This window comes from Micromonospora sp. LOL_015, assembly GCF_048060275.1.
Taxonomy (GTDB): Bacteria; Actinomycetota; Actinomycetes; order Mycobacteriales; family Micromonosporaceae; genus Micromonospora_E.
This window is the reverse complement of the sequence record NZ_JBHMIO010000001.1, coordinates 388,089-411,896: the sequence shown is the minus strand read 5'-3', so window position 1 is coordinate 411,896 and position 23,808 is coordinate 388,089. Positions and strand designations below refer to the sequence as shown.

Genomic DNA, 23,808 nt, shown 5'->3' with positions numbered 1-23,808 from the left:
GCCATGGCCCGTGGCCGGCGCACGGTCGGCGCCGCCGCTCACCGGCCACCGGGTTACCGCACGGTCACCAGGCCGAGGTAGACGGCGGTGCTGGTGAACTCGACGCCGGCACCCAGCACGTCGCCGGTGATCCCGCCGAACCGGCGTACCAGATGGCGCAGCCAGATCAGCCACAGCAGCACCGCGCCCAGCACGACCAGCGGCCCCTGCCAGGGGCGGTCGGGTACGGCGGCGACCGCCACGGCGGCGACCAGGACCGTGCCGGCCGCCACCGCCGGCCACCGCTGGGTGCCGGCCACCAGCGCGCCGAGCCCGTCCGGTCGGGCGGCCGGCACGGCCTGGCGGCAGGCCCAGGTGACCGCGAGCCGGCCTGCCGCGACTGCGGCGGCGACCGTCGCCAGGACCGCCGGCCACGACCGGCCGGCCGGTAGCGACCCGAGCGACGCCGTCTGCGCCAGCAGTACGACGACCAGGGCAACCACGCCGAACGGACCGACGTCCGGCCGGCGCATCACCGCCAGTGCGCCGTCAGCGGGCCGGTGTGAGCCGAGCGCGTCGACGGTGTCGGCCAGCCCATCCAGGTGCAGTCCCCGGGTCGACGCTGCGGCCAGGCCCGTCACGAGCGCTGCGGCGACCAGCGCGGGGGTGCCGGCGGCCGAGAGCGCGAGCAGGGCCATTGCGAGGAGCACGCCCAGCCCGAGGCCGACCACCGGGGCGACCGACATCGCCACGGCCGCCGCCGCCCGGTGCACCGCGCCGGGCCGCAGCGGAAACACGGTGAAGGTGGTGACGGCGAGCCGGACGCCGGCGGAGACGGTGTGCACCGCACCGGTGGGCCGCGCGCCGGTCACCGCACCGGGTCGGCAGCGGCCGGACCGGGGCCGGCCGGCCCCGGTCCGGCGAACGTCGGGTGCTCGTCGAGCGTGTCGGCCAGGGCGAGCGCCGAACGCAGCAGCGGCAACGCGGCCAGCGCGGTGGCGCCCTCACCCAGGTCGAGCCGCAGGTCCAGCAGCGGGGTCAGGCCGAGTACGTCCGCCGCGTGCCGCACAGTCGGCTGCCGACCATGGTCGGGCAGCAGGCACCAGTGCCGGGCCTGGCCGGCGAGATCCCGGCTGACCAGCGCGGCGGCCACCCCGACCGGACCGTCCAACAGCACCGGGATCCGGTTGGTGGTCGCACCGAGCAGCACCCCGGTGGCCACCGCGATCTCCCCGCCGGCGTACTCGGCCAGTACCTCCCGGGCACCACGGGTGCCGCGCCGAGTGCGGTGCAGCGCGTCACGTACCGCAGCGCACCGTGACATCCACGCGCCGTCGTCGACCTTTCCGCCCGCCGCCGGCACCCGGCCGAGCAGCGCCGCCGGCTCCGCGCCGGTGGTCGCCGCGACGACCGCGGCCGCTGCGGCGGCACCGCCCGCGCCGCAGGCGGCGATGACGATCGCCGCCACGCCGGCCCGGCCGGCCCGCTGCGCCACCTCCCACCCGGTCGCCAACGCGCTGTCCACCTCGTCGGGGGTCAGCGCCGATCGGTGTTCGATCGGGGCGGCGACGGGAGCGGCGACGACGTCGACGACCGCACCGGCGGTGGCGGCCAGCCGCGCCAGGGCCCCGTGGCCGGCGCGGGCCTGGTCGGCCCGGCGCGCCGAGTCCTGCGGGCTGTCGCCGGCGGCGACTCCACCTTCGTGGTCGCCGTGGATCAGCACCACCTGGACCGGGTCCCACGGTCGCGGGCTGGCCGCGTCCTGCGTACCGGCGGCGAACCCGATGACATTCTCGAGCGCACCGAACCCGGCGCCGGGCAGGTCCAGCCGGCCCAGCCGGGCGACGCCGGCGGCCCGGGTCCTCTCTGCCGGCATCGGCAGGGTCATCCCGGGGGTGATCTGCGCCGCCGTGCCGGAACCATCGGCCGCCGCCAGCTCCGGGCCGGCCTGCTCAGGCTGCTCCGGGCCGCTCGCCAGCCTGGCCTGCTCGGTCGGCTCCGGCCTGGCCTGCTCGGTTGCGGCCAGCCCGGTCGACTTCAGCTGCACCGGCTGTCCGGCCACGACCAGCACCACCGCGTCGGCCACCTCGGCCAACAGTTGGTTGGTCAGGCCGAGCGCATCCGCGAACGCCCGGCCGACCGGTGTGGACGGCACCAGCGCCAGCCCCACCTCCGGGCTGACCAGTACCAACCGGGCCGGACAGGACCGCACCGCGGCGGCGAGCTCAGCGATGGCGCCCCGGTCATCGGCCGGTTGCCGAGCCGGATCGAGCAGCGCGGCGACCCAGCCGCCCACGTCGTCGACGAGCAGCGTCTCCTCCGCACGGGCCGATGAGATCGCTTCGATCAGCCGGCCCGGATCCCCGGTGGCCTCGTCGGTGTGCCAGTCGGTCGGCCGGCGTGCCCGGTGCTCCTCGATCCGGGCGAGCCACTCGGCGTCGGACGGATCCGCCGCTCCCGTCGCCACGTAACGCACCAACGGATTCCCGGTGACCAGGGACTCGGCGTAGTCGGACTTGCCGGACCGGATCCCACCGAGCACGAGAATGGACTGCCACCCGCCAACGGACATGCCCGTACCTTACGGCGGGCGCGGCCGGCCGTGACCTGCCGGGGCGGTGCCGGCGGTGCTCCGGTGCGGTGGGATGTCACCGGTCGCGGCTAGGCTTGGGGGCATCCATCGCCGAGGGTTGAAGCGCACTGGGTTGAAGCGCACTGGAAGCTAACGGGAGCAGCGATATGCCATGGAGTTGGCGGTACGTGGACGCGGAAGGTCAGCCCGCGCAGGGGCCGACCGAGACGTTCGGCACCCAGGCCGACGCCGAGTCCTGGATCGGCCAGACCTGGCGGGAGTTGGCCGCAGCGGGCGTCGCCTCGGTCGAGCTGCTGGAAGACGGCCGCACCGAGTACCAGATGAGTCTGCTGCCGGCAGGCAAGTGAGATGCGGCCGGTGCCGTCCGACGGGCCGTCGGGTGGCCCGCTGGCCGGTCGGCCGGCGACGAGCTGGCGGCCCAGCCCGGTCTTCCTCGTCCTGGTCGCCCTGGTGGCCGGCAGCGGCGCACTCGCCTGGTCAAGTGAGCGGTACGCCCGGTTGGCCGTCTTCGTGCTGGTGGTCAGCGGCTGGCTGGTCTCGCTCTGCCTGCACGAGTACGCGCACGCGCTGGTCGCCTACCGGTTCGGTGACCGCAGCGTGGCGCACCGGGGCTACCTGACCCTGAACCCGTTCAGGTACACCCATCCGCTGCTGTCCGTCGCGCTGCCGGTGCTGGTGGTCCTGCTCGGCGGGATCGGCCTGCCCGGCGGCGCGGTCTGGGTGGACCGGCACCGCATTCCGGGCCGGGTCCGGCACACCCTGGTCAGCCTCGCCGGCCCGGCGGTCAACGTGTCCCTCGCGGTGGTGCTCGCGGTGCCGTTCCTCGTCGGCGTGGATCCGGGTGCCCGACAGGAGTTCTGGGCAGGGATCGCCCTGCTGGGCTTTCTGCAGTTGACCGCCAGTGTGCTCAACCTGCTGCCGGTCCCCGGACTGGACGGCGGCAACATGATCCAACCGTGGCTGCCGCCGGCCTGGCAGCGCGGTTACCAGGTGCTCGCGCCGTTCGGCTTCATCGGCCTGTTCGCGTTGCTGTGGGACGACCAGATCGGTGGCGCGTTCTTCCAGGCCGTGTTCCGGCTCGGCGACCTGCTCGGGCTGCCCGCCCCGCTCTACAGCTACGGTCTGGCGCTGATCCGGTTCTGGTCTTGAGGGCTGCCTGGTCCGGCGGCGGGGTACCCGTGCCGGGCCGAACGCGTCGGCCAGTGTGTCATGCCGCTGCGGTGTGCCGCAGCGGCATGACCTGGCACGGTGCCGGCTACGGCCGACTGGCCGGGCTGACGGTCCGACCCGGGTCCCGCTCGACGATCGGCTCCAGGATCTCGTCGATGGCCTTCATCACACCGCCGTCCAGCTGGACCCCGCTGGCCTTGACGTTGTCGCGCACCTGCTCGGGCCGGGTGGCACCGATGATGGCCGACGACACGTTGGGGTTCTGCAGCACCCAGGCGAGGGCCAGCTGGGCCATCGACAGGCCGGCCTGCTCGGCCAGCGGCTTGAGCTGCGCCACGGTGCTCAGCGTCTGGTCGGTCATGAACCGTGCGATGAACGTCGCACCCCCGGACTGGTCGGTGGCCCGCGAGCCGGCCGGCGGTGGCTGACCAGGCTGGTACTTGCCGGTGAGCACACCCTGACCCAGCGGCGAGAAGACGATCTGCCCGACGCCGAGTTCCTCGCTGGCCGGGATCACCTCGGCCTCGATGACCCGCCACAGCATCGAGTACTGCGGCTGGTTGGACACCAGCGGGATCTTCAGCTCACGGGCCAGAGCGTGGCCCTGACGGATCTGTGCGGCGTTCCACTCGGAGACCCCGATGTAGTGGGCCTTGCCGGAATGCACGATGTCGGCGAAAGCCTCCATCGTCTCCTCCAGCGGAGTGGCGTAGTCGAACCGGTGTGCCTGGTAGAGGTCGACGTAGTCGGTCTGCAGCCGGCGCAGCGAGCCGTTGATCGACTCCATAATGTGCTTGCGGGACAATCCCCGGTCGTTGCGTCCCTCGCCGGTCGGCCAGAAGACCTTGGTCAGGATCTCCAGCCCTTCCCGGCGTTCGCCACGCAGCGCTCGGCCGAGCACCTCCTCGGCTCGAGTGCCGGCGTACGTGTCGGCGGTGTCGAAGGTGGTGATGCCGACGTCCAGCGCGGCGCGTACGCAGGCGTTGGCTGCCTCTTCCTCCACCTGCGATCCGTGGGTGATCCAGTTTCCGTAGGAGATCTCGCTGACGAGCATGCCGGAGCGGCCTAGGTGTCGGAATTCCATGCCTCAACCCTAGTCGGCCGTCGGCCCGCCGGGGCGTTCGGCATAAGCTTGCGTACAGCGGTAAATCGATCTCGCGACGGTGCCAACGGACCGGTTGTCCGGTACGGGCACCGAGTACCGCGGCGTCACAGCAGCGGTTTGGTGTCGGCCAGCAGCCGGTCGATTTCGTCCATCACGTCCGCGCGACTGGGCAGCACCGGGTCGATCAGCGGTTCCCCGCGCCGGTCCAACGCCCCCCAGTGTCCGTCGGGGGCCGCGACCAGGAACGCCACCGGATGGATCGCCATCGCCGGATGCACCGGTGGTACGACCATCCGTCCGGACCGGTCGACCACGCCCTTGCGCCCACCCGAGTCGATGATCGCCAGACCCTCGTCGGTGAAGCCGTCGATGTAGCGGCCGTCGGTGAGCGCGGTCGGGAAGCCGCCGAACCGGGGCGGGAGCAGCATCCGGCCGGTCTTGTCGACCGCGCCCCAGCCGCCGCGCCGGACCACCGCGACGCCGCGCCGGAACGGGCGTACGTCCTCGAAGCCGGTCCCGATCACCACGGTGTTGTTCCGGTCGATGGCGATCCAGCTGCCGGTGCCGTCGGCGGTGACCCAGGCGAGGCCGTCGGAGAACGAGCCGACCCCGATGTAGCCGGCGGTTGGTGCGATCACCGTCGTCCCCGACTCGTCGATCAGCTCCCACCATTTGGCCTCCGGCCGGCGGACCCAGGCCACCCCCTCGTGGAACGGCTGGACGTCGGCGTAGCCGGGAGCGATCACCAGTTCACCGTCGACCCCCGCGTACCCCCATTGCTGGGCCTGGTCGCTGAAGGTCGGTCGCGGCGGACGGTGCAGCCGCAGAATCTCCTCCCGGTCCCGGGGGTACGGCCCCCAACCGTTCTCGGCGACCTTGGCGAACACCGCGTCCAGCGCCAGCTCGGTACGCGCGATCAGGTCCGGATCCTCGACCTTACGCAGCTCCAGCGCACGTTCGAAGTGGTTGCACGCCTCCATGTAGCGGCCCTGGTCGTAGCAGGACCGACCGGCGTGTTCATGCATCGTCGCCCGCAGCCGGTCCGGTAGTTCGGCCGAGTTGGCCTCCTCGAACAACCGGTCCGCCTCGGCGAAGTCACCCCGCCACTGCAGCACGTGCGCCAGCCGCGCCTGGGCGATCGCGACCCGGCGTAGTTCCCCGGTCGCCTCGGCGTGCGCTAGCGCCAGTTTGGCGTCGGCAAGTGCCTTGCCGAGGTCGCCGAGGATGCGGGAGACGACCGCCCGCAGGCTCAACAGCCGGGCCCGGGTGGCGTTGTCAGTCGCCGGCTCGATCTTCTCGGTGAGCCGGTCCCGGATGGCCCGGAACTCGTCGGGATTGTCCACCAGCTCACGTAGCGTCTCGTGGTGGAAACGCCAGTGGTACGCCGACAGCATCTGTTCGGGATCGCTGAGCTGAGGCTCGGTGTCGTCCGGTGCGGTCTCGGGATCCTGCACCGGGTCGGGTTCGTCGGTTGGCAGGTCCGGCTGCACGAGCGGGGCCAGCATGGTGGGTGCGCCGAGCGCCGTGGCCGAGCCGGCGGCGGTCCCGGTGACCGGTAGGACAGTGTCCGGACTGGCCGGCGGCCCGGCTGGGCCGGAGTCGGACCCGCCATCGTTGTCGTCCGGGGCGGTACCGATCGGATCGTCGGTGAGTCCGGCAGCCGGGTCAATATCGAGTTGGTCGGGCAGCGGGGACGGTTCGCCGACGCCGACGCCGACGCCGACGCCGACGCCGTCTGCGGCAGCGGCGGCAGCGGAGGTCTCCGCAGCGGGCGCTGGATCCGGCCGGACCGACGCGGCGGCTGGTGGCGCCGGGACGTCCGACTGGACCGGGGCCTCGGCCGGAACTGGGGCCTCGGCCGGAACTGGGGCCTCGGCCGGGACCGGCGCCTCCGACGGGACCGGACCGGACGGTGCGGCGGTGGGGGAGACCGGCCTCGGCGGCTCAGCCACGGGTACCGCCGGGGAGACCTGCACTGGTCGCGGCGGTGCTGGCTGGTCCGGCTGCGGCCGCACGATGTACGGCGGCGGGGCGTGCCGCGGCTCGGCCTTGGCCCGCACCACGTACTCCGGTTCGGCGGCATCCCCCCCTCGGGGGACCCGCCGGATCTGCGGGTGCTCGCCGGTCGGCGTCTGTACCCGGAACTCCGGGGGCGGCCCGGCCGGGGCGGAGACCGGAATCGGCAGTTGCTCGCCGGTCTGACCCGGAACCGGTCGGTGGATCCGGCCGCCGGGGCCGGCCCCTGCCGTGGGTATCCGACCCGGCGGTGGCGGGACCGCGCCGGAGATCGGACGACCCCGGGGCGCTGTCGGACGGGACGGGGCTACCGGATCGGCTGGTCGGGGCGGTGCCGTCTGTGCCGTCGGTGGCGGCGGTGCGGGTGCCGTCGGTGGTGGCGCATGCCAGCGCTGCGGTGCGCGACGCGGGTCGGTGCCCGGGGGCTGCTGTCCGTCCCGGCGAGGGCCGTCCGGTGGGCCTGCCAGGTGGTGCGGATCCCGCCGGGACGTCGGACCGTCCGGCCGCGCCGGCGGCCGTTGATCCCGAGGCTGCGGCCGGTCCCGGTCGAACGGCTCAGCCGGCTGCCATTGCGGCCGGTCCCGATCGGCGGGCGGACCACCACGGCGCCGCTCCGGTGGGTAGGGGCGTTCGTGGCCGACATCGTCCGGATGCCGGCGGCGTTGGTGGAACACGTCGTCGGGATGCTGCCGACGGCCGGTCCCGTCGGTGTGGGACGGCTGTTGCTGGTCGCCCTCGGCGAACCAGCCGGCGGCCCCGGCGGCTTCCGGCGTAGGTTCGTTCGGGCGTGGTGTCTCGCGGCGACCGTCCCGCCGGGCCCGGTCGGCGTCAATCTGCGGCCTGCGGGCCGGGGGCTGGTTTGTCCGGTCGCCGACAGGTGCCCGCCCGGATCCGGAACCGGCCTGGTATACGTTGGCTCGCCCACGGCTGACACCGCGGCTGGTCGGCTCCCGTCGGGCCGACCGACCCGCACCGTTGTCGCCGGGGTAGCGCTGACCCGGCAGTGGCACCCATTCGTTGGTCGGATCGGTGGCCCAGGCCGGTTCCTGCGGCCGGTGGTCCCGCGCCCGGCGCATCGCTTCCCACCGGTCGTCGTCGTCCCAGCCGACGTCGCGATGTCCGTCGGCCGAACGGTCCGGTGCGCCGTCGTCCTCCCACTGCCAGGATTGCCAACGGCGGTCGAAGTACCCCTCAGTCACGCCGGCACCTCGCCGGGGGTGTCGTTACGGGCGGCCCGCCGGGCAGGCGAGAACCGTGTCAGCGGTCCGTGTGGCTCGCTCACGGCGTGTCACCTCGTCGAATACTCGCTGAGCGACCGTGGCAACCCGATCGGGTCCCCCCGGCCCAGTGGCGGCGTGGTTGCGGATGGAGGGTAGCCGCGCGGGCTCGGTCGACGCCACCGAACCGTCCGTACTGAATCGAAACAGTGTCTTTTCCGCCCCGCCGAGGTGCTCCGGCTCTCGGGTGCCGTAGCCCGCCAAGCCCCTGCCGGGCAGGTCAGATTTTGTCGCCGAGCTCCACCCGGGGGATCGGGGTGCGCATCCGGCGGAACGTCATCGCGCGCATGATGGCGTAGAAGTACAGGCCGCCCATCCGCTGGTCCGACTTGGGGAACCGCTCCCGCACCAGTTTGCGGATCCGGCGGGAGATCAACAAAGAGTCGACGACCACCAGCACCGCCAAGGTCACCCAGAGCAGGTTCGACGCCAACTGCACCGCTGGTGGCATCGTCGGGCCGGACCCGATCAGCACGAGCAGCGCGCCACCGAAGAACCAGGTGCCGACCGTACGCCGGGAATCCACCACGTCGCGGGCGAGCCCGCGCTCCGGGGCACGGTCGCGTGGCCCGCCCTCGCGGCGAAACTCCTCCGAAATCGCCGCCCGGCGGGCCCGCCGCTGCTCGCGGGCCTCCTGCTTGGTCAGCGGCTTGGCGTTCGCCGCCGGTCGGCGGCCGGCGGCCGGCCGCTTCGGGGTGACCACACCGAGTTCCTTCTTGCTCGGCGTGTACCGGCGGGCACGGACGGACCCGGCCTCGTCCTGCGACGGGGGAACATCGTCCTCCGGCAGGTCGGCTTCCACGACATCGGCGGACTTGCGGCGAAACAGCGACGGCACGCGTGAAGGGTAGCCAACCAGGTGCGTCACCCGCACCTCGCACCCGGTAGTCGTTCGCCGGACGGCGAACGAGGGCACCGGACGCCCCGGCCCGGCCCGGCCCGCGAGAGCACGAACCGGGCACGGGTACGTCAAATCCGGGCGCGGACGCGTCGGGTCAGCGACTGGACGCGTCCGGATCAGGGGCGTTCCACGTGGGCGCCGAGGTCGGCCAGCTTGGCCTCGAAGTCCTCGTACCCGCGGTTGATCAGATCGACGCCGTACACCCGGGAAGTGCCCTCGGCGGCGAGCGCCGCGATCAGGTGGCTGAACCCGGCCCGCAGGTCCGGGATGACCAGGTCGGCGGCGTGCAGCTTGCTGGGCCCGGCGATCACCGCCGAGTGCTTGAAGTTGCGCCGGCCGAACCGGCACGGCGTACCGCCCAGGCACTCCCGGTAGACCTGAATCGTCGCGCCCATCGTGTTGAGCGCCTCGGTGTAGCCCAGCCGCTGCTCGTACACCGTCTCGTGGACGATCGACAGCCCACGGGCCTGGGTCAATGCGACGACCAGCGGCTGCTGCCAGTCGGTCATGAAGCCCGGGTGCACGTCGGTCTCCAGGGCCACCGCGCGCAGTTCGTTGCCCGGGTGCCAGAAGCGGATGCCGCCCTCCTGGCCGGCGCTGCCGACACGCGGTGGGCGGGCGTCGGTGACCTGGTACGCGCCGCCGACCGACCGGAACACGTTCAGGAAGGTCATCATGTCGGCCTGCTGCGCGCCGAGCACGTTGACGTCGCCGCCGGTGGCGAGCGCCGCCGCCGCCCAGCTGGCCGCCTCGATCCGGTCCGGGATCGGCCGGTGCGAGTAGCCGCCGAGCTGGGGAACGCCGTGGATCTCGATCACCCGGTCGGTGTGCACCTTGATGATCGCGCCCATCTTCTGCATGACGCAGATCAGGTCGACGATCTCCGGCTCGACCGCGGCGTTGCGCAGCTCGGTCACCCCGTCGGCGAGTACGGCGGTCAGCAGCACCTGCTCGGTGGCGCCTACGCTCGGGTACGGCAGCTCGAACTTGGTGCCGTGCAGACCGTTGGGCGCGGTCAGGTGCAGCCCTTGCGGGGTCTTCTCGACGACCGCGCCGAACTCGCGCAGCGCCTGCATGTGGAAGTCGATCGGCCGGGGACCGATGTGGCAACCGCCGAGGTCCGGGATGAACGCGTGGCCGAGCCGGTGCAGCAGCGGGCCGCAGAACAGGATCGGGATCCGGCTGGACCCCGCGTGCACGTTGATCTGGTCGAACGAGGCGCTTTCCACATTGGACGGATCGAGTACCAGTTCGCCGTCCTCGACGCCGTCGCTGACCTTGACCCCGTGCAGTTCGAGCAGGCCTCGGACGATCTCGACGTCGCGGATCCGCGGTACGTCGTACAACCTGCTCGGCTCGTCACCGAGCAGGGCGGCCACCATCGCCTTGGAGACGAGATTTTTGGCACCTCGGACCCGGATCTGCCCGTGCAGGGGAGTGCCGCCGTGCACGATCAGGACGTCGTCGGTCAAGGAAACCTCCAGCGCGTCGATGCTGCCGTCTTGTGGGGTGGAGCTGGCCCGGCGAGATGGGATGAACATGTCCCGGCCGGCGGTGGGTGAAACCGGACGACCCACGTACGGAGCCGGCGGTCGGTGGACCTCGGGTGACATCCGGTTACCGGCTGTCACCGGGGAGCATCGAAGATCCGCGCTGCCCGTTCGTCGCCTGAGGCAGCATAGCGCTCCGTGATGAAAGTGGGATCCCGCAGCGGCTGCGATTGGCACGAATTCGGGAACGACGGCACGTATACGTAGGACTTAGACTACGTTGAGTGATCTGGCGGTGTGGCGTCAGCTATCCGATCAGGGCAGTGCCAGCATCTGGTCCAACGCGACCCGGGCGAAATGCGCCGTACGCGCCTCGACCGTGATCTGGTTCGGAACCCGGCCGGCGGTCAGTTCCTCCAACGCCCACACCAGGTGCGGCAGGTCGATCCGGTTCATCGTCGAGCAGTAGCAGACCGTCCGGTCCAGGAACATGACCTGCTTGTCCGGGTGGGCCAGCGCCAACCGGCGGACCAGGTTCAGCTCCGTGCCGACCGCCCACGCCGATCCGGCCGGGGCGGCCTCGATGGTCCGGATGATGTACTCCGTCGAGCCGATCTGGTCGGCGGCGGTGACCACCTCGTAGCGGCACTCCGGGTGGACCAGCACGTTGACCCCGGGCACCCGCATCCGTACCTCGTCGACGCTGCTGCGGGTGAACCGACCGTGCACTGAACAGTGTCCCCGCCAGAGCACCATCTTCGCCTCGCGCAGCTGCTGCGCGGTCAGCCCACCACCGGGTTTGTGCGGGTCGTAGAGCACACAGTCGTCGGCGTCCAGCCCCATCTCCAGCACCGCCGTGTTGCGACCCAGATGCTGGTCCGGCAGGAACAGCACCCGCTGGCCGCGCTCGAACGCCCAGGTCAACGCCCGCTTGGCGTTCGACGACGTGCAGACCACCCCGCCGTTACGGCCGACGAAGCCCTTGATGTCCGCCGACGAGTTCATGTACGTCACCGGCACCGTCGAGTCGGCCGCGCCCGCGTCGGCCAGCGCCTCCCAGGCGGTCTCCACCTGGCCGAGGGCCGCCATGTCCGCCATCGAACAGCCGGCGGCCAGATCCGGCAGCACCACCCGCTGCGCGTCGCCGGTCAGGATGTCGGCGCTCTCCGCCATGAAGTGCACACCGCAGAAGACGATGAACTCGGCCGACGGCCGTGCGGCGGCCTCCCGGGCCAGCTTGAACGAGTCGCCGGTGACGTCGGCGAACCGGATGACCTCGTCGCGCTGGTAGTGGTGACCGAGCACGAAGACCCGGTCGCCGAGCGCCGCCTTGGCGGCGGTGGCCCGGGCGACCAGGTCCGGATCGCTGGGTGCCGGGAGCTCACCCGGGCAGTCGACGCCGCGCTCGCTGGCCGGGTCGCTGCCCCGGCCGAGCAGCAACAGAGCGGTCGCGGTGCTGGAAGGCTCAACCCACGTCGAAGTCACGAGATCCATGCTCGCACAGGTCCGCCCGCCTGCGACCAGCCCAAGTGTGGCCTGCCACACTGCCAGATCATGCGGGTCCTGATCTGTCCGGACAAGTTCGCCGGCACCCTGACCGCCGCCGAGGTGGCCGCCGCCGTCGCCACCGGGTGGCGGGACCGGGCACCCACCGACGAGCTGGTGCTGCGCCCGTTGTCCGACGGCGGTCCGGGGTTCGTCGAGGTGCTGGCCGAGTCGACCGCCGGCCGGCGGGTCCCGGTACCGACGGTCGACCCACTCGGCCGACCGGTACCGGGGGAGATCCTGCTGGTCGACGGCCCGGGGGCCGGGGGGACCGCGACCGCCGGACCGACCGCGTACGTGGAGAGCGCCCGGGCGTGCGGCCTGCACCTGCTCACCGAGGCCGAACGTGACCCGAAACACACCACCTCGTACGGCCTGGGACTGCTGCTGGTCGCGGCGGTCGAACACGGTGCCCGCCGGGTGGTCGTCGGGCTCGGCGGGTCGGCCACCAACGACGCCGGAGCCGGCATGCTCACCGCGCTGGGGGTCACCCCGCTCGACGCCGCCGGCTACGCCCTGCCGTACGGCGGCGCGGCCCTCGCCGGGGTCGACCGCCTCGACGGCGCACCCCGGCTGCGCGGGGTCGAGCTGGTCGCCGCGACCGACGTCGACAACCCGCTGACCGGGCTGCACGGGGCCAGCAACGTGTACGGGCCGCAGAAGGGCGCCGACCGGGCCGACGTACTGCTGCTCGACGCCGCGCTGCAGCGGTTCGCCGGCGTCCTAGTCGCGGACCTGCCCGGCTGCCCGCCGGAGCTGGCCGCGCTGCCCGGGGCCGGCGCCGCCGGAGGCATCGGCGCCGCGCTGCTCGCCCTCGGCGGGCGGTGCGAGTCGGGCATCGACCTGGTCACCGCGTTGATCGGGCTGCCCGCCGCGCTGGACGCCGCCGACCTGGTGATCACCGGTGAAGGGTCGTTCGACCACCAGTCGCTGCGCGGCAAGGTGGTCGCCGGGGTGGCCGGCGCGGCCCGGGACCGGGGACTGCCCTGCGTGGTGGTCGCCGGCCAGGTGTCCACCGGTAGGCGGGAGTCGGCCGCGGCCGGGGTCACCGAGGCGTACGCCCTGGTCGACCACTTCGGCGGCGAGACCGGCGGTGGGCTGGCGCAGGCGCTGGCCCGGCCGGCGGACGGGCTGCGTGGGATCGCCGCCCGGCTGGCCGGCCAATGGAGCCGCTGACGGCGTGCCGGCGGCCGGGGACGGCGAGTTTCCGGTGATCTTCCGCTGATGATCTTCCGGATGCTGGGATGCGCGGCGGATCACGTACGGATTGTGGCCACCCGGATTGGGAATCGTCGCCCGGCCGGTTAGCGTTACCTGATACGGACGAATTCGCACCGTCGCAGGGGAGACCTTCACGTGAGCACATCAGCGCAGTCCGAAACGGCCGAGACCGCCGCCTCGACCACCGTCGTCCTCACCGACGTGGCGGCCGAAAAGGTCAAGGCACTGCTCGACCAGGAAGGCCGCGACGACCTGCGGCTGCGGGTCGCCGTCCAGCCCGGCGGCTGCTCCGGCCTGCGGTACCAGCTGTTCTTCGACGAGCGGTCGCTCGACGGGGACATCGTCGACGACTTCGGCGGCGTCGAGGTCGTGGTGGACCGGATGAGCGCCCCGTACCTGACCGGCGCGAAGATCGACTTTGCGGACCGGATCGACGCTCAGGGTTTCACCATCGACAACCCGAACGCGCAGAACTCCTGCGCCTGCGGCGACTCCTTCCACTGATCCGACCGGTCCGTTTCGGTGCCGTCCGGGGCAGACGTCAGTCCGGCCCTGGGCGGCAGTCGGTCGGTTGTGCGCTGAACGTGCATAGCTGAGACAGGTGCGGGGTACGGTGGCCCCCGTCCCGGTAAGCTGGCCCGCGCACGATTTCCGTACCCCGACACCCGAGGGCCGACATGAAGATCGCCGTCACCGGCTCGATCGCCACCGACCATCTGATGCACTTTCCCGGCCGGTTCGCGGGTCAGCTCATCGCGGACCAGCTGGACAAGGTGTCCCTGTCGTTCCTCGTCGACGACCTGGTCGTCCGCCGGGGCGGGGTGGCGGCGAACATCGCCTTCGGGATGGCCCAGCTCGGTCTGCGTCCGGTGCTGCTCGGCGCGGTCGGCGCCGACTTCGCCGACTACCGTTCCTGGCTGGAACGCCACGGCGTCGACTGCGACTCGGTGCATGTCAGCGAGTTGGCGCACACGGCTCGCTTCGTCTGCACCACCGACGACGACCTGTGCCAGATCGCGTCGTTCTACGCCGGTGCGATGAGCGAGGCCCGCAACATCGAGTTGGCGCCGGTCGCCGCCCGGGTGGGTGGCCTCGAACTGGTGCTGGTCAGCGCCAACGACCCCGAGGCGATGCTGCGTCACTCGGCCGAGTGCCGCGACCGGGGCTACCGGTTCGCCGCCGACCCGTCCCAGCAGCTGGCCCGGATGAGCGGCGAGGACGTCCGCCAGCTCATCGACGGTGCGGAGTACCTGCTGACCAACGAGTACGAGCGGTCGCTGCTGGAGAGTAAGGTCGGCCTCACCGGCGACCAGGTGCTCAACCTGGTGACGGTACGGGTCACCACGCTCGGTGCCGACGGGGTGGAGATCACCGGCCGGGGCATCGAGCGGATCCACGTACCGGTGGCCCGTGACGTGGTCGCGGACGACCCGACCGGTGTCGGCGACGGCTTCCGTGCCGGCTTCTTCGCCGCCCTCGGCTGGGGCCTCGGCCTGGAACGCGCCGCGCAGGTCGGCTGCCTGCTCGCCGCGCTGGTGCTGGAGACCACCGGGCCGCAGGAGTACGCCGTCAAGCCGGACATCTTCCTCAAGCGGCTCGCCGACTCGTACGGCGACGCCGCCGCCGACGACGTCCGCGCCCACCTGCCGGCCTGACTCGGCCGGCCCGCTGATCTTCGGTCCTGGGCAAGCTCACGTTGATCGGGGGCCTACCGGGTCAGCTCCGCTTGTAGGTGGTTGAGGGTCTCAGCCGGCGGGAGCGCGAGCTCGCGAAGGTTGTCGGCGACCCACTGGTACGTGCGGACCCGATCGAGGTCATGTACGAATATGGCGTCGTCGAGAAGCTCCGTGTATGCCACCGGCCGGATGCCGTGACCGAACTCGAGTAGTGCGAACTGCCCAATGGCGCTGGCCTGATGCGGGCCGTCCTCGGGCCGCAGCAACTGCACGGTGACTTGTCCGCCGCGAGCCACGTTTATCAGATGCTCCAGCTGCGCCTGGCGGATCGACGGTTCGCCCACGGGTGTGCGGATGGCAGCTTCGCCGATCACGGTCTGGAAGGTCAGATCATGCCGGGCAGCCAGCCTGCTTGCCCGCACTTGCCGGAACTCGGCGAACGACTGTGCCTGATCGGGCCGGTAGAAGCGGTTTGCCGAGGTCAGTGCTTGAGCGTAGTCGCGGGACTGGAGCAGCCCGGGCACCACCATCGGCTCGAACGTGAAGAGCCGCTCGGCCATGTCGAGCAACCCTACGTACGTCCGGAGGAAGCCCGGAATCAGGTCCGCCCAGCGACTCAGCCAGGACTTGGCGTCCGCGCGTGCAGCGGCCAGTGTCACCAGTTGCTGGACGGTCGCCGCCGGGACTCCGCAGGCCTGCAGGACAACTTGAACGTCGTCTGGCGCTTGGTGGTAGCGACCGGATTCCATGTGCCCGAGCTTCGGCTTGCCGATCCCGGTCGTCGTGGCGAGCTCGCTCAGGCTGAGCTGCGCCGCTCGCCGGTGCCGACTCAGTTCCACGCCGAGCAGCCAACGTAGCGCAAGTGGATCCACCTGAGTGCCCATCACCGTCTCCCGATTCTTGTACCCAGAGAAGTCTAGCCGAGCACATCCGTAGCCGCTAACCTATACGTATCCATAAACGTTCGAGGGGGCTGCTATGGAGCTCGACGAGGTAGGACGTCAGTCGGAGATGCCTGAGCGTGTCCGGCAGATGATGACAGAGCAGGCGTCCGAGCAGGTGCCGGCGCGCTTCGCCATCTGTGCGGAGACCGAGGCCGGCGAGGACGGTGGAGTGCTCGGCTGGGGGCTGGCGTTCGACGACGAAGCCGTGGTCGTACCGACCAACGGCGGTCTGCCCAACCCGTTCAGCGGCATCAAGGCAGCGCTGCGGATGTACGGGATGGTCCACCCCGTACAGCTGGTGTGGGTCGACCCGCCCGACGGTCGCCAGCTGACCTGAACCGCGTGAGTCAGGCCGGCCGCAGCACCGCGACCAGGAAACCGGAGTCGTCGCGGTACGGGCGCAGGTCCCAGGTCGCCAGCAGCAGATCCTCGACCAGATCGGCGGCGTGCAGGTCGGCCAGGAAGTCGGTGACCGGATAGCCCCGGTCGGTGCCGAACCCGACTACGATCCGGCCACCGTCGCGCAGGTGCAGCCGCATCCGGCGCAGCACCTCCTGACGGGTGTCCGGAGCCAGGAACGTCATGACGTTGCCGGCGCTGACGATCGCGTCGAAGCCGTCGGTGATGCCCTGCGCGGGCAGGTCCAACTCGGCCAGATCGCCGACCAGCCACCGCGGGCCCGGGTGGTCCTGCCGGGCGGCGTCGATCAGCACTGGGTCCAGGTCGACGCCGACGACGTCGTGACCGGCGGCGGCCAGCGCCGCGCCGACCCGGCCTGGACCGCAGCCGGCGTCCAGCACTCGCGCCGTACGGGGCAGCATCGCGTCGACCAGCCGGGCCTCACCGTCGAGGTCGGCCCCGTCGCGGGCCAGCGACCGGAACCGGTCGACGTACCACTGTGAGTGCCCAGGGTTGGACTCCAGCAGCTTGCTCCACCCGTTCTGCGCGCTCACACCCGCCATCCTCGCACGCACCTCTTCGACCCGAGCATGACGTCCGTTACCTGTAGCGTGCGCGGGCGGCCGACCCTCTGGACACGCCGATGTGAGGCTGAGATACCTAACCTGCGCGTCGTAAGGTATCTCAGCCTCACATCGGTGGTGCTGCTGATCCACTAGCAGTTCGGCGAGAGGCTTCAGTGGGTGCGGCGGACGTCGAAGGCGGGGGAGTCGGCGACGGTCGACGCGGCGACGAACTCCTGACCGCGGATCCGGCACCAGGCCGGGATGTCCAGGGCGGCCGCCGGATCGTCGGCCAGCACCCGGACCACCGACCCGACCGGCAGCTGTGGCAGCCGCCGGGCCAGCGCGATCACCGGCAGCGGGCAGCGCTGACCGAGACAGTCGAGAGTCTCCGCCACCTCGTCGTCAGGGGGCTGCGCCACCGCGTCGTCGTCGGTCACAGGCCGACCACTCCGGCCTCGGCCCGCAGGTCGGCCACCACCTGCGGCAGCTCGGCCAGGAACCGGTTCACCTCCGCGTCGGTGGTGTCCCGGTGCAGCGACACCCGGACGTTGCCGTGCGACAGCACCCCCATCGCCTCCAGCACGTGTGACGGGCGCAGCGTGGACGACGTACACGACGAGCCGGAGGAGACGGCGAAGCCGCGCCGGTCCAGCGCGTGCAGCAGCGCCTCGCCGTCGACGTACAGGCAGGAGAAGGTGACCAGGTGCGGCAGCCGGTCGGTCGGGTCGCCGACCACCTCCACGTCCGGCACGGTCGCCGCCACCGTCGCGCGGATCCGGTCCACCAGTGCCGACAGCCGGGCGGCCTGCATGTCCGCCTCGGCGGCCGCCGCGCGCAGCGCCGCCGCCGACGCGACCACCGCCGGCAGGTTCACCGCTCCGGGCGTGCGGCCGAATTCCCGATCGTCGGTTGGGTAGGGCGACTCCCACCGGGTGCCCTTGCGGACCGCCAGCACCCCGACGCCCGGCAGCCCGCCCCACTTGTGGGCGCTGGCCGTCAGCACCGACCAGCCGTCCGGCACCGGCACCCGGCCGACCGACTGGGCGGCGTCGACGTACAGCGGCACCTCGTGCGCGGCGCACACCCGGGCCGCCTCGGCGACCGGTTGGACGGTACCCACCTCGTGGCTGGCACTGATCAGTGCGGCGAACGCCACACCCGGCCGGGCCACCGCCGCCGACCAGGCGGCCATATCGAGCCGGCCGAGCCGGTTCACCGGCACCGACACCGACTCGCCGCCGTCGGCGGTGTGCCGCTGCCCGGCGTGCAGCACCGCCGAATGCTCGATCGCCGAGTGCACCAGGGTGCGCCCGACCCGACGCCGCCCGGCGAGACCGCCGAGGACGGCGGCGTGCGCGGCGACCGTACCGCTGGGTGTGAAGGAGATCTCGTCGGTGCGAACCCGCAGCAGGTCGGCGGTGACCTCCCGGGCCGCGTCGAGGAGCTGACCGGCCCGGCGGGCCCGGGTGTACAGCTTGGCCGGGTCGGCCCAGCCGTCGGTCAACGCCGCCGACAGCGCCTCCCGGGCAACCGGGTGCAGCGGTGCGGCGGTCGCGGCGTCGAGATAGTCCACAGCCGTCGACGGTACCGGCCGTGGGCTGGCCCGCCGGTGGTCGTGGCGGGTGACAAACCAGACCCCACGCCGATGGTGACCCGTCGGGTCGAGTAATCTGCGACCGTCGGTGACGCCTTTGATCGCCGATGTCGTCACGCGTGGCCAGGTCGATCCGGCTGCCACAGGTGGCATCGGTGGCACCGCGAGGGAGGCAGGACCAGGTGGTCGCAAGCGATTCAGCAGGGCAGCCGTCGGCCGACGGCCGGCAGCCGACGCACGCATGGCGCGCGCCCGGCCGGCGACAGCTCCGGTTCCGGGCCGCTGGGCTCGGTCTCGGCGGCGCGGCACTGCTCACCCTGCTCACTGGCTGCGACGTCGGGGAGGCGTTCGGCGGCTTCGGCTGGCCGCAGGGCATCACCCCGCAGGCCCACCGGATGTACGACCTGTGGATCGCCTCGGTGATCGCGGCGCTCGCGGTCGGCGTCTTTGTCTGGGGCCTGATCTTCTGGTGCATCATCCGGTACCGCAAGCGCGGCGACCAGCTGCCGGTGCAGACCCGGTTCAACATGCCGATGGAGTTCCTCTACACCATCGCGCCGATTCTGGTCGTGTCGGTCCTGTTCTACTACACGGCCGTCGTGCAGACCGACGTCGACCGGCTCAGTGAGGACCCGGACGTCACCGTCGAGGTCGTCGCGTTCAAGTGGAACTGGCAGTTCAACTACCGCGACGGGGTCGGTGAAGACGCCAACACGGTGGCGTCGACGGTCGGTTCCTCCGACCTCATCCCGGTGCTGGTGGTCCCGTCGGAGCGGACCATCCGGTTCGAGGAGACCAGTACCGACGTCATCCACTCGTTCTGGGTGCCGGAGCTGCTGTTCAAGCGGGACGTCTTCCCGGGCAGCATCCGTAACCAGTTCGAGGTGACCGTCGAACAGAACGGTGCCTACGTCGGCCGGTGCGCCGAGCTGTGTGGCACGTACCACTCGATGATGAACTTCGAGATGCGGGTGGTCGACCCGGAGCAGTACGACCAGTTCATCGCGGCCAAGCAGGCCGGTAGCTCGACGCCGGACGCGTTGGCCGCGATCGGGGAGGAGCCGTACGCGGTGACCACCTTCCCGTTCGACACCAAGCGTGACGCGCAGAACTTCGGGAACGCGAGCGCCCAGGGCGCGGGAAGCTGAGGGCCGGTCATGAAGACCGAGTGGCGACTGTTCGGCATCGTCGCGGCGTTCCTGCTCGTCGTGTCCGGTGTCTACCCGGCGTGGACCTACGGGCAGCTCGGGCACGTCGAGTGGATCGGCACCACGGCGCTGATCCTGTCCTTCCTGCTCTGCGCGATGTGTGGCGGCTTCTTCTGGTTCGTGTCGCGTCGGATCGATCTGCGTCCCGAGGACCGGCCGGACGCTGAGATCTCCGACGGAGCGGGCGAGGTCGGCTTTTTCAGCCCGGGCAGCTACTGGCCGTTCGGGGTGGCGCTGGCCGCCACCATCGCCGGTCTCGGCCTGGTCTTCTGGCAGTGGTGGCTGCTGATCTTCGGCCTGCTCTCGGTGATCGCCACCGCAGCCGGCCTGCTGTTCGAGTACTACACCGGCACCCGGCGTACCGCCGAGCACTGAGCCGGGCCGAGCACTGAGTCGACTATCACCCGCTTCGGCTGAGCCGGCCGTCACCGATTGTTGCGGCGGCGCAGCTTCGCACCCAGCCGGCGACGGCTACCGAGGTGCCGATCCGCTCCGGCGAGGACCAGACGCAGTGGTCGACGGTGGGTCGGCGGATGACCTTGACCGCCGCGTGGGCGAAGATCACCGGTAGATCACCTCGGCGACCATGAGCAGCAGTTGCGGGTGCCGCAGCCGCCAGGCCGCAGTGCCACCCAGACACCCTGACCGACGGTCAATAGCAGCAGTCCGGGCAGCAACTCCCGGTCCGGCGGTAGCCAGCATCCATACGGTGAGCGAGGCGCTCGCCACGTACAGCACCCAGCGCAGGATCAGCGGCAGGTACGCGTAGCCTTGCGGTCGGCGACTACGCTACGTCATCGAATCTGCGGCCCGGTGGTGGTACCCGCAGCCGACTGGGCCACTTGCACCCACCGGTCCAGCAGTGCGGCGGCGGCGCCGCTGTCCACTGCCTCGGCGGCCCGGCCCAACTGTGCCCGCATCGTCTCCAGCGGCTCGTCAGCCGGCGCGGCGCCGGTCTGTACCGCCTGAGCGGTCAGCGCCGCTGCGGCGTTGACCAGCACCGCGTCCCGGACCGGACCGGTCTGGCCGGCGAGCAGCCGGCGGGTGACGTCGGCGTTGAAGGCGGCATCTCCGCCCCGGAGATCACCGGGGGCGCTGCGGGCGACCCCCAAGTCCTCGGCGGCGTCCACGACCATCGCGCGCACCACGCCGTCGGCGGCGAACCAGACCCTGGTCGGGGCGGCGGTGCTGAGCTCATCCAGCCCGTCCTCACCCCGCATCACCAGTGCAGTGTCGCCCCGGGTGGCGAACACCTCGGCCATCACCGGCGCCATCCGGGTGTCGAAACAGCCGATCGCCCCGGCCCGGGGCCGGGCCGGGTTGGTCAGCGGGCCGAGGAAGTTGAATACGGTCGGTACGCCGATCTCCCGCCGGGTCGTCCCGGTGTGCCGCATCCCCGGGTGGTACCGGGCGGCGAAGCAGAACCCGATGCCGACCTCGGCGACGCACCGGGCCACCCCCTCGGGGCCCAGGTCGAGCGGGATGCCGAAGTGCTCCAGCAGGTCGGCGGCCCCGCACGACGACGAGGCAGCCCGGTTGCCGTGCTTGACCACCCGGGCACCGGCCGCAGCCACCACGATCGCAGCCATGGTGGAGATGTTGACCGTGTGCGCCCGGTCGCCGCCGGTGCCGACGACGTCCACCGCGTCGGCGCGCAGCGCGTCCGGCAGACCGACCGGCACCGCGTTGGCGATCATCGCCTCCACCAGCCCGACCAGTTCGGCCGACGTCTCGCCCTTGGCTCGCAGCGCGACGGCGAAGCCGGCGATCTGCGCGGGTGTGGCGGAGCCTGTCATGATCTCGTCCATCGCCCAGGTGGTGTCGGCGGTGGAGAGCTGCTCGCCAGCGAGCAGCGCGTTGAGCAGATTCGGCCAGGACCGTTCACCCATGGGGCCTCTCCCAGGTGCGATGGGGGCGTGCGCGGTGCGGGGCGGTGCGGCGGAGCGTGGACGGTGCGGCCCGGTGCAGGGGTGGGTCAGGCGGCGGGCAGCTTGCCGGACCGGCCGCGCAGCATGCCGGCGATGGTCTGGCCGGTGGTCACCGGGTCGAGCGGGTGCATCAGGGTGGCGTCGACCTCGGCGAACGAGGCCAGCCAGCGGTCGGCGGCGCGGGCGATCACCACGCAGGTCGGCGGCGCGTCGGCGCGGTCGTCCTTGATCTGCCGGGCGATACCAAGCCCGCCGCCGGGGGTGGCCTCACCGTCGAGCAGCATCAGGTCGATCTCGTACTCGTCGACCAGCCGGACGCAGCCGGCGTAGTCGGACGCCTCGACGAACTCGACGGTCAGGTCGGTGGCGGGGCGGGTGCCGACGGCCAGCCGCATCCGGTCCCGTACCTGCGGGTCATCGCTGTAGAGCAGGACGGTGTGCACGCGCTCGGTCATCTTCTCGCTCGACTCCCACCTCGTAGCTGCGCGCTGATCGTACCGTCCGTCCGGGTCGCGTCCGGCGAGCGGGTCAGTCGGCGGCGGCCGCCACGCGGGCCTGTCGCGCCTCCTGGCGGTCGAGTTCCCGGTCGATGCGTCGGGCTTCCCGCTCGGACTGGCGCATCCACTGCACCACCAGCACGGCGAGCATGGTGACGCTGACGAACTCCCCGCCGGCCCACAGGACGCCGCCGGCCACCTCCTGGTCGGCCCACGGGTCGGCCCAGGTCAGTCCGAGCGACGGATACCAGTCGCCGCCGAACAGGGTGCTGCTCTGCATGACGGTGAGCCCGAGCACGGTGTGGAACGGCACGGAGAGCACCATCAGCAGCGCCCGGGCCGGGTACGGCCAGCGGCCGGGCAGCGGGTCGAGCCCGACCAGCGGCCAGAAGAACAGGCAGCCGGTCATGATGAAGTGGGCGTGGACGAACTCGTGGGCGAGGCTGCTCTCCAGGGTCAACCGGTAAAGATCAGTGAAATACAGCACAAATGGGTTGATCACGAACAGGCCGAAGGCGACCAGCGGGAAGGCGACCACCCGGGCGTACCTGCTGTGCAGGACGGCGAGCAGGCGGCGCCGCGGGTTGCCGGGCAGGGTGCGCAGCGCCAGGGTGATCGGTGCGCCCAGGGCGAGAAAGATCGGCGCGATCATCGACAGCACCATGTGCTGGACCATGTGCACTGACAGCAGAGTGGTGTCGTAGGCGCCCAGTCCGCTCACCGTGACGGCGGCGATGCCACCCAGTCCGGGGCCGAGGAACAGTACGGTGCGTGACACCGGCCACCGGTCGCCGCGCAGTCGTAGCCGGTGCACCCCGTACAGGTAGAGGCCGGCGGCCACGACGAGTGTCAGCGCCAGCCAGTTGGTCAGCTGGATCTCGGTGAACAGGGCCGAGACCGTGAACGGCGGGACGGCCATCGCAGCGACATCTGCCACATGACGAGGCTAGGCCAGCGGCCTCGGTCGACGTTATCCGGCCCACCGACGGGTCGGGTTTGCCACCCCGCCGTCCGTGGGCACTGACCGGCAGCAATAATGACCGCGTGACTGCGGCCCCAGCGATTGACAAGAGCCGGATCCACTCGCTGACCCGACCGAACATGGTCAGCGTCGGGACGATCGTGTGGCTCTCCAGCGAACTGATGTTCTTCGCGGCGCTGTTCGCGATGTACTTCTCCATCCGTGCGGCGGACTACAGCATGTGGGAGGAGCACACCCCACAGCTGAACATCCCGTACGCGACGGTCTTCACCGCGATCCTGGTGGCCTCCTCGGTCACCTGCCAGATCGGGGTGTTCGCCGCGGAGCGGGGGGACGTGCACGCGCTGCGGCGGTGGTTCACGATCACCTTCGTGATGGGCCTGATCTTCCTGCTCGGCCAGGTCAACGAGTACCGGGAGCTGGTCCACCACGGCATCAAGATCAACGGTGACGGCTACGGCTCGGTGTTCTACCTCACCACCGGCTTCCACGGGCTGCACGTGGCGGGTGGCCTGGTCGCCTTCCTGATCTACATGGTCCGGACCACGATGGGGCGGTTCACTCCAGCCCAGGCCACCTCGGCCATCGTCGTGTCGTACTACTGGCACTTCGTTGACGTGGTCTGGATCGGCCTCTACTTCATGATCTACTGGCTGCAATGATCATCAAGCGGTCACTCACCGTGATGGTGCGGCGTCGTGCCGACCAGGCAGGTCG

General features: G+C 71.4%; 24 protein-coding genes. 9 read left to right on the top strand and 15 right to left on the bottom strand.

Translation table 11 applies throughout. From position 1 onward, the window contains the following. Positions 1 to 53 precede the first annotated feature (53 nt). Positions 54 to 851 (bottom strand): adenosylcobinamide-GDP ribazoletransferase, encoded by a 798-nt coding sequence (locus ACFHWU_RS01755; RefSeq protein WP_416551496.1) that lies wholly within the window; start codon positions 849 to 851, stop codon positions 54 to 56. After that, a complete protein-coding gene (locus ACFHWU_RS01750; protein ID WP_416589649.1) occupies positions 848 to 2,551 on the bottom strand; it encodes a bifunctional adenosylcobinamide kinase/adenosylcobinamide-phosphate guanylyltransferase in 1,704 nt (567 codons plus the stop codon). The genes ACFHWU_RS01755 and ACFHWU_RS01750 overlap by 4 nt, the downstream gene beginning before the upstream one ends. 167 nt (positions 2,552 to 2,718) lie before the next feature. Here ACFHWU_RS01750 and ACFHWU_RS01745 point away from each other — a divergent pair, with 167 nt between their 5' ends. Next, positions 2,719 to 2,919: a hypothetical protein gene (locus ACFHWU_RS01745; protein WP_416551500.1), complete on the top strand. Its 201-nt coding sequence runs from the start codon at positions 2,719 to 2,721 to the stop codon at positions 2,917 to 2,919. Positions 2,920 to 2,929: 10 nt separating this feature from the next. Next, entirely contained in the window at positions 2,930 to 3,721 is a 792-nt protein-coding gene (locus ACFHWU_RS01740) for a site-2 protease family protein (protein ID WP_416551502.1), read from the top strand. Between the two features lie 106 nt (positions 3,722 to 3,827). Here ACFHWU_RS01740 and ACFHWU_RS01735 read toward each other — a convergent pair whose 3' ends face one another. The 5 genes from ACFHWU_RS01735 to nadA all read right to left on the bottom strand — a co-directional run bounded on the left by ACFHWU_RS01735 (position 3,828) and on the right by nadA (position 12,016). Continuing rightward, positions 3,828 to 4,826 (bottom strand): aldo/keto reductase family protein, encoded by a 999-nt coding sequence (locus tag ACFHWU_RS01735; protein WP_416551504.1) that lies wholly within the window; start codon positions 4,824 to 4,826, stop codon positions 3,828 to 3,830. A 125-nt stretch (positions 4,827 to 4,951) separates the two neighbouring features. After that, positions 4,952 to 8,062, bottom strand: a complete 3,111-nt coding sequence (locus ACFHWU_RS01730) for a WG repeat-containing protein (protein ID WP_416589648.1) — start codon at positions 8,060 to 8,062, stop codon at positions 4,952 to 4,954. Positions 8,063 to 8,360: 298 nt separating this feature from the next. Further along, the gene (locus ACFHWU_RS01725; RefSeq protein ID WP_416551508.1) at positions 8,361 to 8,978 is read right to left on the bottom strand and encodes a DUF3043 domain-containing protein; all 618 of its coding nucleotides are present in this window, start codon (positions 8,976 to 8,978) and stop codon (positions 8,361 to 8,363) included. A gap of 179 nt (positions 8,979 to 9,157) precedes the next feature. After that, positions 9,158 to 10,582, bottom strand: coding sequence for a UDP-N-acetylglucosamine 1-carboxyvinyltransferase (murA, locus tag ACFHWU_RS01720; RefSeq protein WP_416551803.1), 1,425 nt, complete (start codon positions 10,580 to 10,582; stop codon positions 9,158 to 9,160). A 264-nt stretch (positions 10,583 to 10,846) separates the two neighbouring features. After that, a complete protein-coding gene (gene nadA, locus ACFHWU_RS01715) occupies positions 10,847 to 12,016 on the bottom strand; it encodes a quinolinate synthase NadA (RefSeq protein WP_416589647.1) in 1,170 nt (389 codons plus the stop codon). Positions 12,017 to 12,085: 69 nt separating this feature from the next. Here nadA and ACFHWU_RS01710 point away from each other — a divergent pair, with 69 nt between their 5' ends. The 3 genes from ACFHWU_RS01710 (at position 12,086) to ACFHWU_RS01700 (ending at position 14,952) form a co-directional block, all read left to right on the top strand. Next, the gene (locus tag ACFHWU_RS01710; RefSeq protein ID WP_416551512.1) at positions 12,086 to 13,252 is read left to right on the top strand and encodes a glycerate kinase; all 1,167 of its coding nucleotides are present in this window, start codon (positions 12,086 to 12,088) and stop codon (positions 13,250 to 13,252) included. Between the two features lie 180 nt (positions 13,253 to 13,432). Beyond that, positions 13,433 to 13,801 (top strand): iron-sulfur cluster insertion protein ErpA, encoded by a 369-nt coding sequence (gene erpA / locus ACFHWU_RS01705; RefSeq protein ID WP_278170370.1) that lies wholly within the window; start codon positions 13,433 to 13,435, stop codon positions 13,799 to 13,801. Between the two features lie 173 nt (positions 13,802 to 13,974). Next, positions 13,975 to 14,952: a carbohydrate kinase family protein gene (locus ACFHWU_RS01700; protein ID WP_416551514.1), complete on the top strand. Its 978-nt coding sequence runs from the start codon at positions 13,975 to 13,977 to the stop codon at positions 14,950 to 14,952. A gap of 53 nt (positions 14,953 to 15,005) precedes the next feature. Here the strand turns inward: ACFHWU_RS01700 and ACFHWU_RS01695 are convergent, their stop codons facing one another. Beyond that, positions 15,006 to 15,857, bottom strand: coding sequence for a helix-turn-helix domain-containing protein (locus ACFHWU_RS01695; protein ID WP_416551516.1), 852 nt, complete (start codon positions 15,855 to 15,857; stop codon positions 15,006 to 15,008). Positions 15,858 to 15,984: 127 nt separating this feature from the next. Between ACFHWU_RS01695 and ACFHWU_RS01690 the strand changes: the two genes are divergently transcribed. Next, positions 15,985 to 16,254: a hypothetical protein gene (locus ACFHWU_RS01690; protein WP_416551517.1), complete on the top strand. Its 270-nt coding sequence runs from the start codon at positions 15,985 to 15,987 to the stop codon at positions 16,252 to 16,254. Between the two features lie 10 nt (positions 16,255 to 16,264). Here ACFHWU_RS01690 and ACFHWU_RS01685 read toward each other — a convergent pair whose 3' ends face one another. From ACFHWU_RS01685 to ACFHWU_RS01675, 3 genes are all read right to left on the bottom strand, one after another. Continuing rightward, positions 16,265 to 16,879, bottom strand: a complete 615-nt coding sequence (locus tag ACFHWU_RS01685) for a class I SAM-dependent methyltransferase (RefSeq protein ID WP_416589646.1) — start codon at positions 16,877 to 16,879, stop codon at positions 16,265 to 16,267. Between the two features lie 173 nt (positions 16,880 to 17,052). Beyond that, the gene (locus tag ACFHWU_RS01680) at positions 17,053 to 17,277 is read right to left on the bottom strand and encodes a sulfurtransferase TusA family protein (protein WP_416589707.1); all 225 of its coding nucleotides are present in this window, start codon (positions 17,275 to 17,277) and stop codon (positions 17,053 to 17,055) included. Between the two features lie 38 nt (positions 17,278 to 17,315). Continuing rightward, on the bottom strand, positions 17,316 to 18,455 hold the full coding sequence (locus ACFHWU_RS01675) for a cysteine desulfurase family protein (RefSeq protein WP_416589645.1): 1,140 nt from the start codon (positions 18,453 to 18,455) through the stop codon (positions 17,316 to 17,318). 329 nt (positions 18,456 to 18,784) lie between these two features. Between ACFHWU_RS01675 and coxB the strand changes: the two genes are divergently transcribed. After that, positions 18,785 to 19,624 (top strand): cytochrome c oxidase subunit II, encoded by an 840-nt coding sequence (coxB, locus tag ACFHWU_RS01670; protein WP_416551806.1) that lies wholly within the window; start codon positions 18,785 to 18,787, stop codon positions 19,622 to 19,624. A gap of 9 nt (positions 19,625 to 19,633) precedes the next feature. Next, positions 19,634 to 20,059 (top strand): cytochrome c oxidase subunit 4, encoded by a 426-nt coding sequence (locus ACFHWU_RS01665; protein ID WP_416551521.1) that lies wholly within the window; start codon positions 19,634 to 19,636, stop codon positions 20,057 to 20,059. Positions 20,060 to 20,084: 25 nt separating this feature from the next. On the opposite strand, the gene ACFHWU_RS01660 is transcribed toward ACFHWU_RS01665, so the two are convergent. The 4 genes from ACFHWU_RS01660 to ACFHWU_RS01645 all read right to left on the bottom strand — a co-directional run bounded on the left by ACFHWU_RS01660 (position 20,085) and on the right by ACFHWU_RS01645 (position 23,046). Further along, positions 20,085 to 20,249 (bottom strand): hypothetical protein, encoded by a 165-nt coding sequence (locus tag ACFHWU_RS01660; protein ID WP_416589644.1) that lies wholly within the window; start codon positions 20,247 to 20,249, stop codon positions 20,085 to 20,087. A gap of 229 nt (positions 20,250 to 20,478) precedes the next feature. Beyond that, the gene (trpD, locus tag ACFHWU_RS01655; protein ID WP_416589643.1) at positions 20,479 to 21,573 is read right to left on the bottom strand and encodes an anthranilate phosphoribosyltransferase; all 1,095 of its coding nucleotides are present in this window, start codon (positions 21,571 to 21,573) and stop codon (positions 20,479 to 20,481) included. A gap of 86 nt (positions 21,574 to 21,659) precedes the next feature. Further along, a complete protein-coding gene (locus tag ACFHWU_RS01650; protein ID WP_416551525.1) occupies positions 21,660 to 22,067 on the bottom strand; it encodes a hypothetical protein in 408 nt (135 codons plus the stop codon). A 73-nt stretch (positions 22,068 to 22,140) separates the two neighbouring features. Continuing rightward, a complete protein-coding gene (locus ACFHWU_RS01645; protein ID WP_416551527.1) occupies positions 22,141 to 23,046 on the bottom strand; it encodes a cytochrome c oxidase assembly protein in 906 nt (301 codons plus the stop codon). A 107-nt stretch (positions 23,047 to 23,153) separates the two neighbouring features. Between ACFHWU_RS01645 and ACFHWU_RS01640 the strand changes: the two genes are divergently transcribed. After that, positions 23,154 to 23,753, top strand: coding sequence for a cytochrome c oxidase subunit 3 (locus tag ACFHWU_RS01640; protein WP_282231574.1), 600 nt, complete (start codon positions 23,154 to 23,156; stop codon positions 23,751 to 23,753). Positions 23,754 to 23,808: the final 55 nt, after the last annotated feature.

Coding starts and splice junctions, on each gene's coding strand:
- trpD (WP_416589643.1), bottom strand. CDS start 21,573: ATGGGTGAACGGTCCTGGCCGAATCTGCTCAACGCGCTGCTCGCTGGC.
- ACFHWU_RS01665 (WP_416551521.1), top strand. CDS start 19,634: ATGAAGACCGAGTGGCGACTGTTCGGCATCGTCGCGGCGTTCCTGCTC.
- ACFHWU_RS01700 (WP_416551514.1), top strand. CDS start 13,975: ATGAAGATCGCCGTCACCGGCTCGATCGCCACCGACCATCTGATGCAC.
- murA (WP_416551803.1), bottom strand. CDS start 10,582: ATGTTCATCCCATCTCGCCGGGCCAGCTCCACCCCACAAGACGGCAGC.
- ACFHWU_RS01685 (WP_416589646.1), bottom strand. CDS start 16,879: ATGGCGGGTGTGAGCGCGCAGAACGGGTGGAGCAAGCTGCTGGAGTCC.
- ACFHWU_RS01750 (WP_416589649.1), bottom strand. CDS start 2,551: ATGTCCGTTGGCGGGTGGCAGTCCATTCTCGTGCTCGGTGGGATCCGG.
- ACFHWU_RS01650 (WP_416551525.1), bottom strand. CDS start 22,067: ATGACCGAGCGCGTGCACACCGTCCTGCTCTACAGCGATGACCCGCAG.
- ACFHWU_RS01745 (WP_416551500.1), top strand. CDS start 2,719: ATGCCATGGAGTTGGCGGTACGTGGACGCGGAAGGTCAGCCCGCGCAG.
- ACFHWU_RS01710 (WP_416551512.1), top strand. CDS start 12,086: ATGCGGGTCCTGATCTGTCCGGACAAGTTCGCCGGCACCCTGACCGCC.
- ACFHWU_RS01735 (WP_416551504.1), bottom strand. CDS start 4,826: ATGGAATTCCGACACCTAGGCCGCTCCGGCATGCTCGTCAGCGAGATC.
- ACFHWU_RS01690 (WP_416551517.1), top strand. CDS start 15,985: ATGCCTGAGCGTGTCCGGCAGATGATGACAGAGCAGGCGTCCGAGCAG.
- ACFHWU_RS01695 (WP_416551516.1), bottom strand. CDS start 15,857: ATGGGCACTCAGGTGGATCCACTTGCGCTACGTTGGCTGCTCGGCGTG.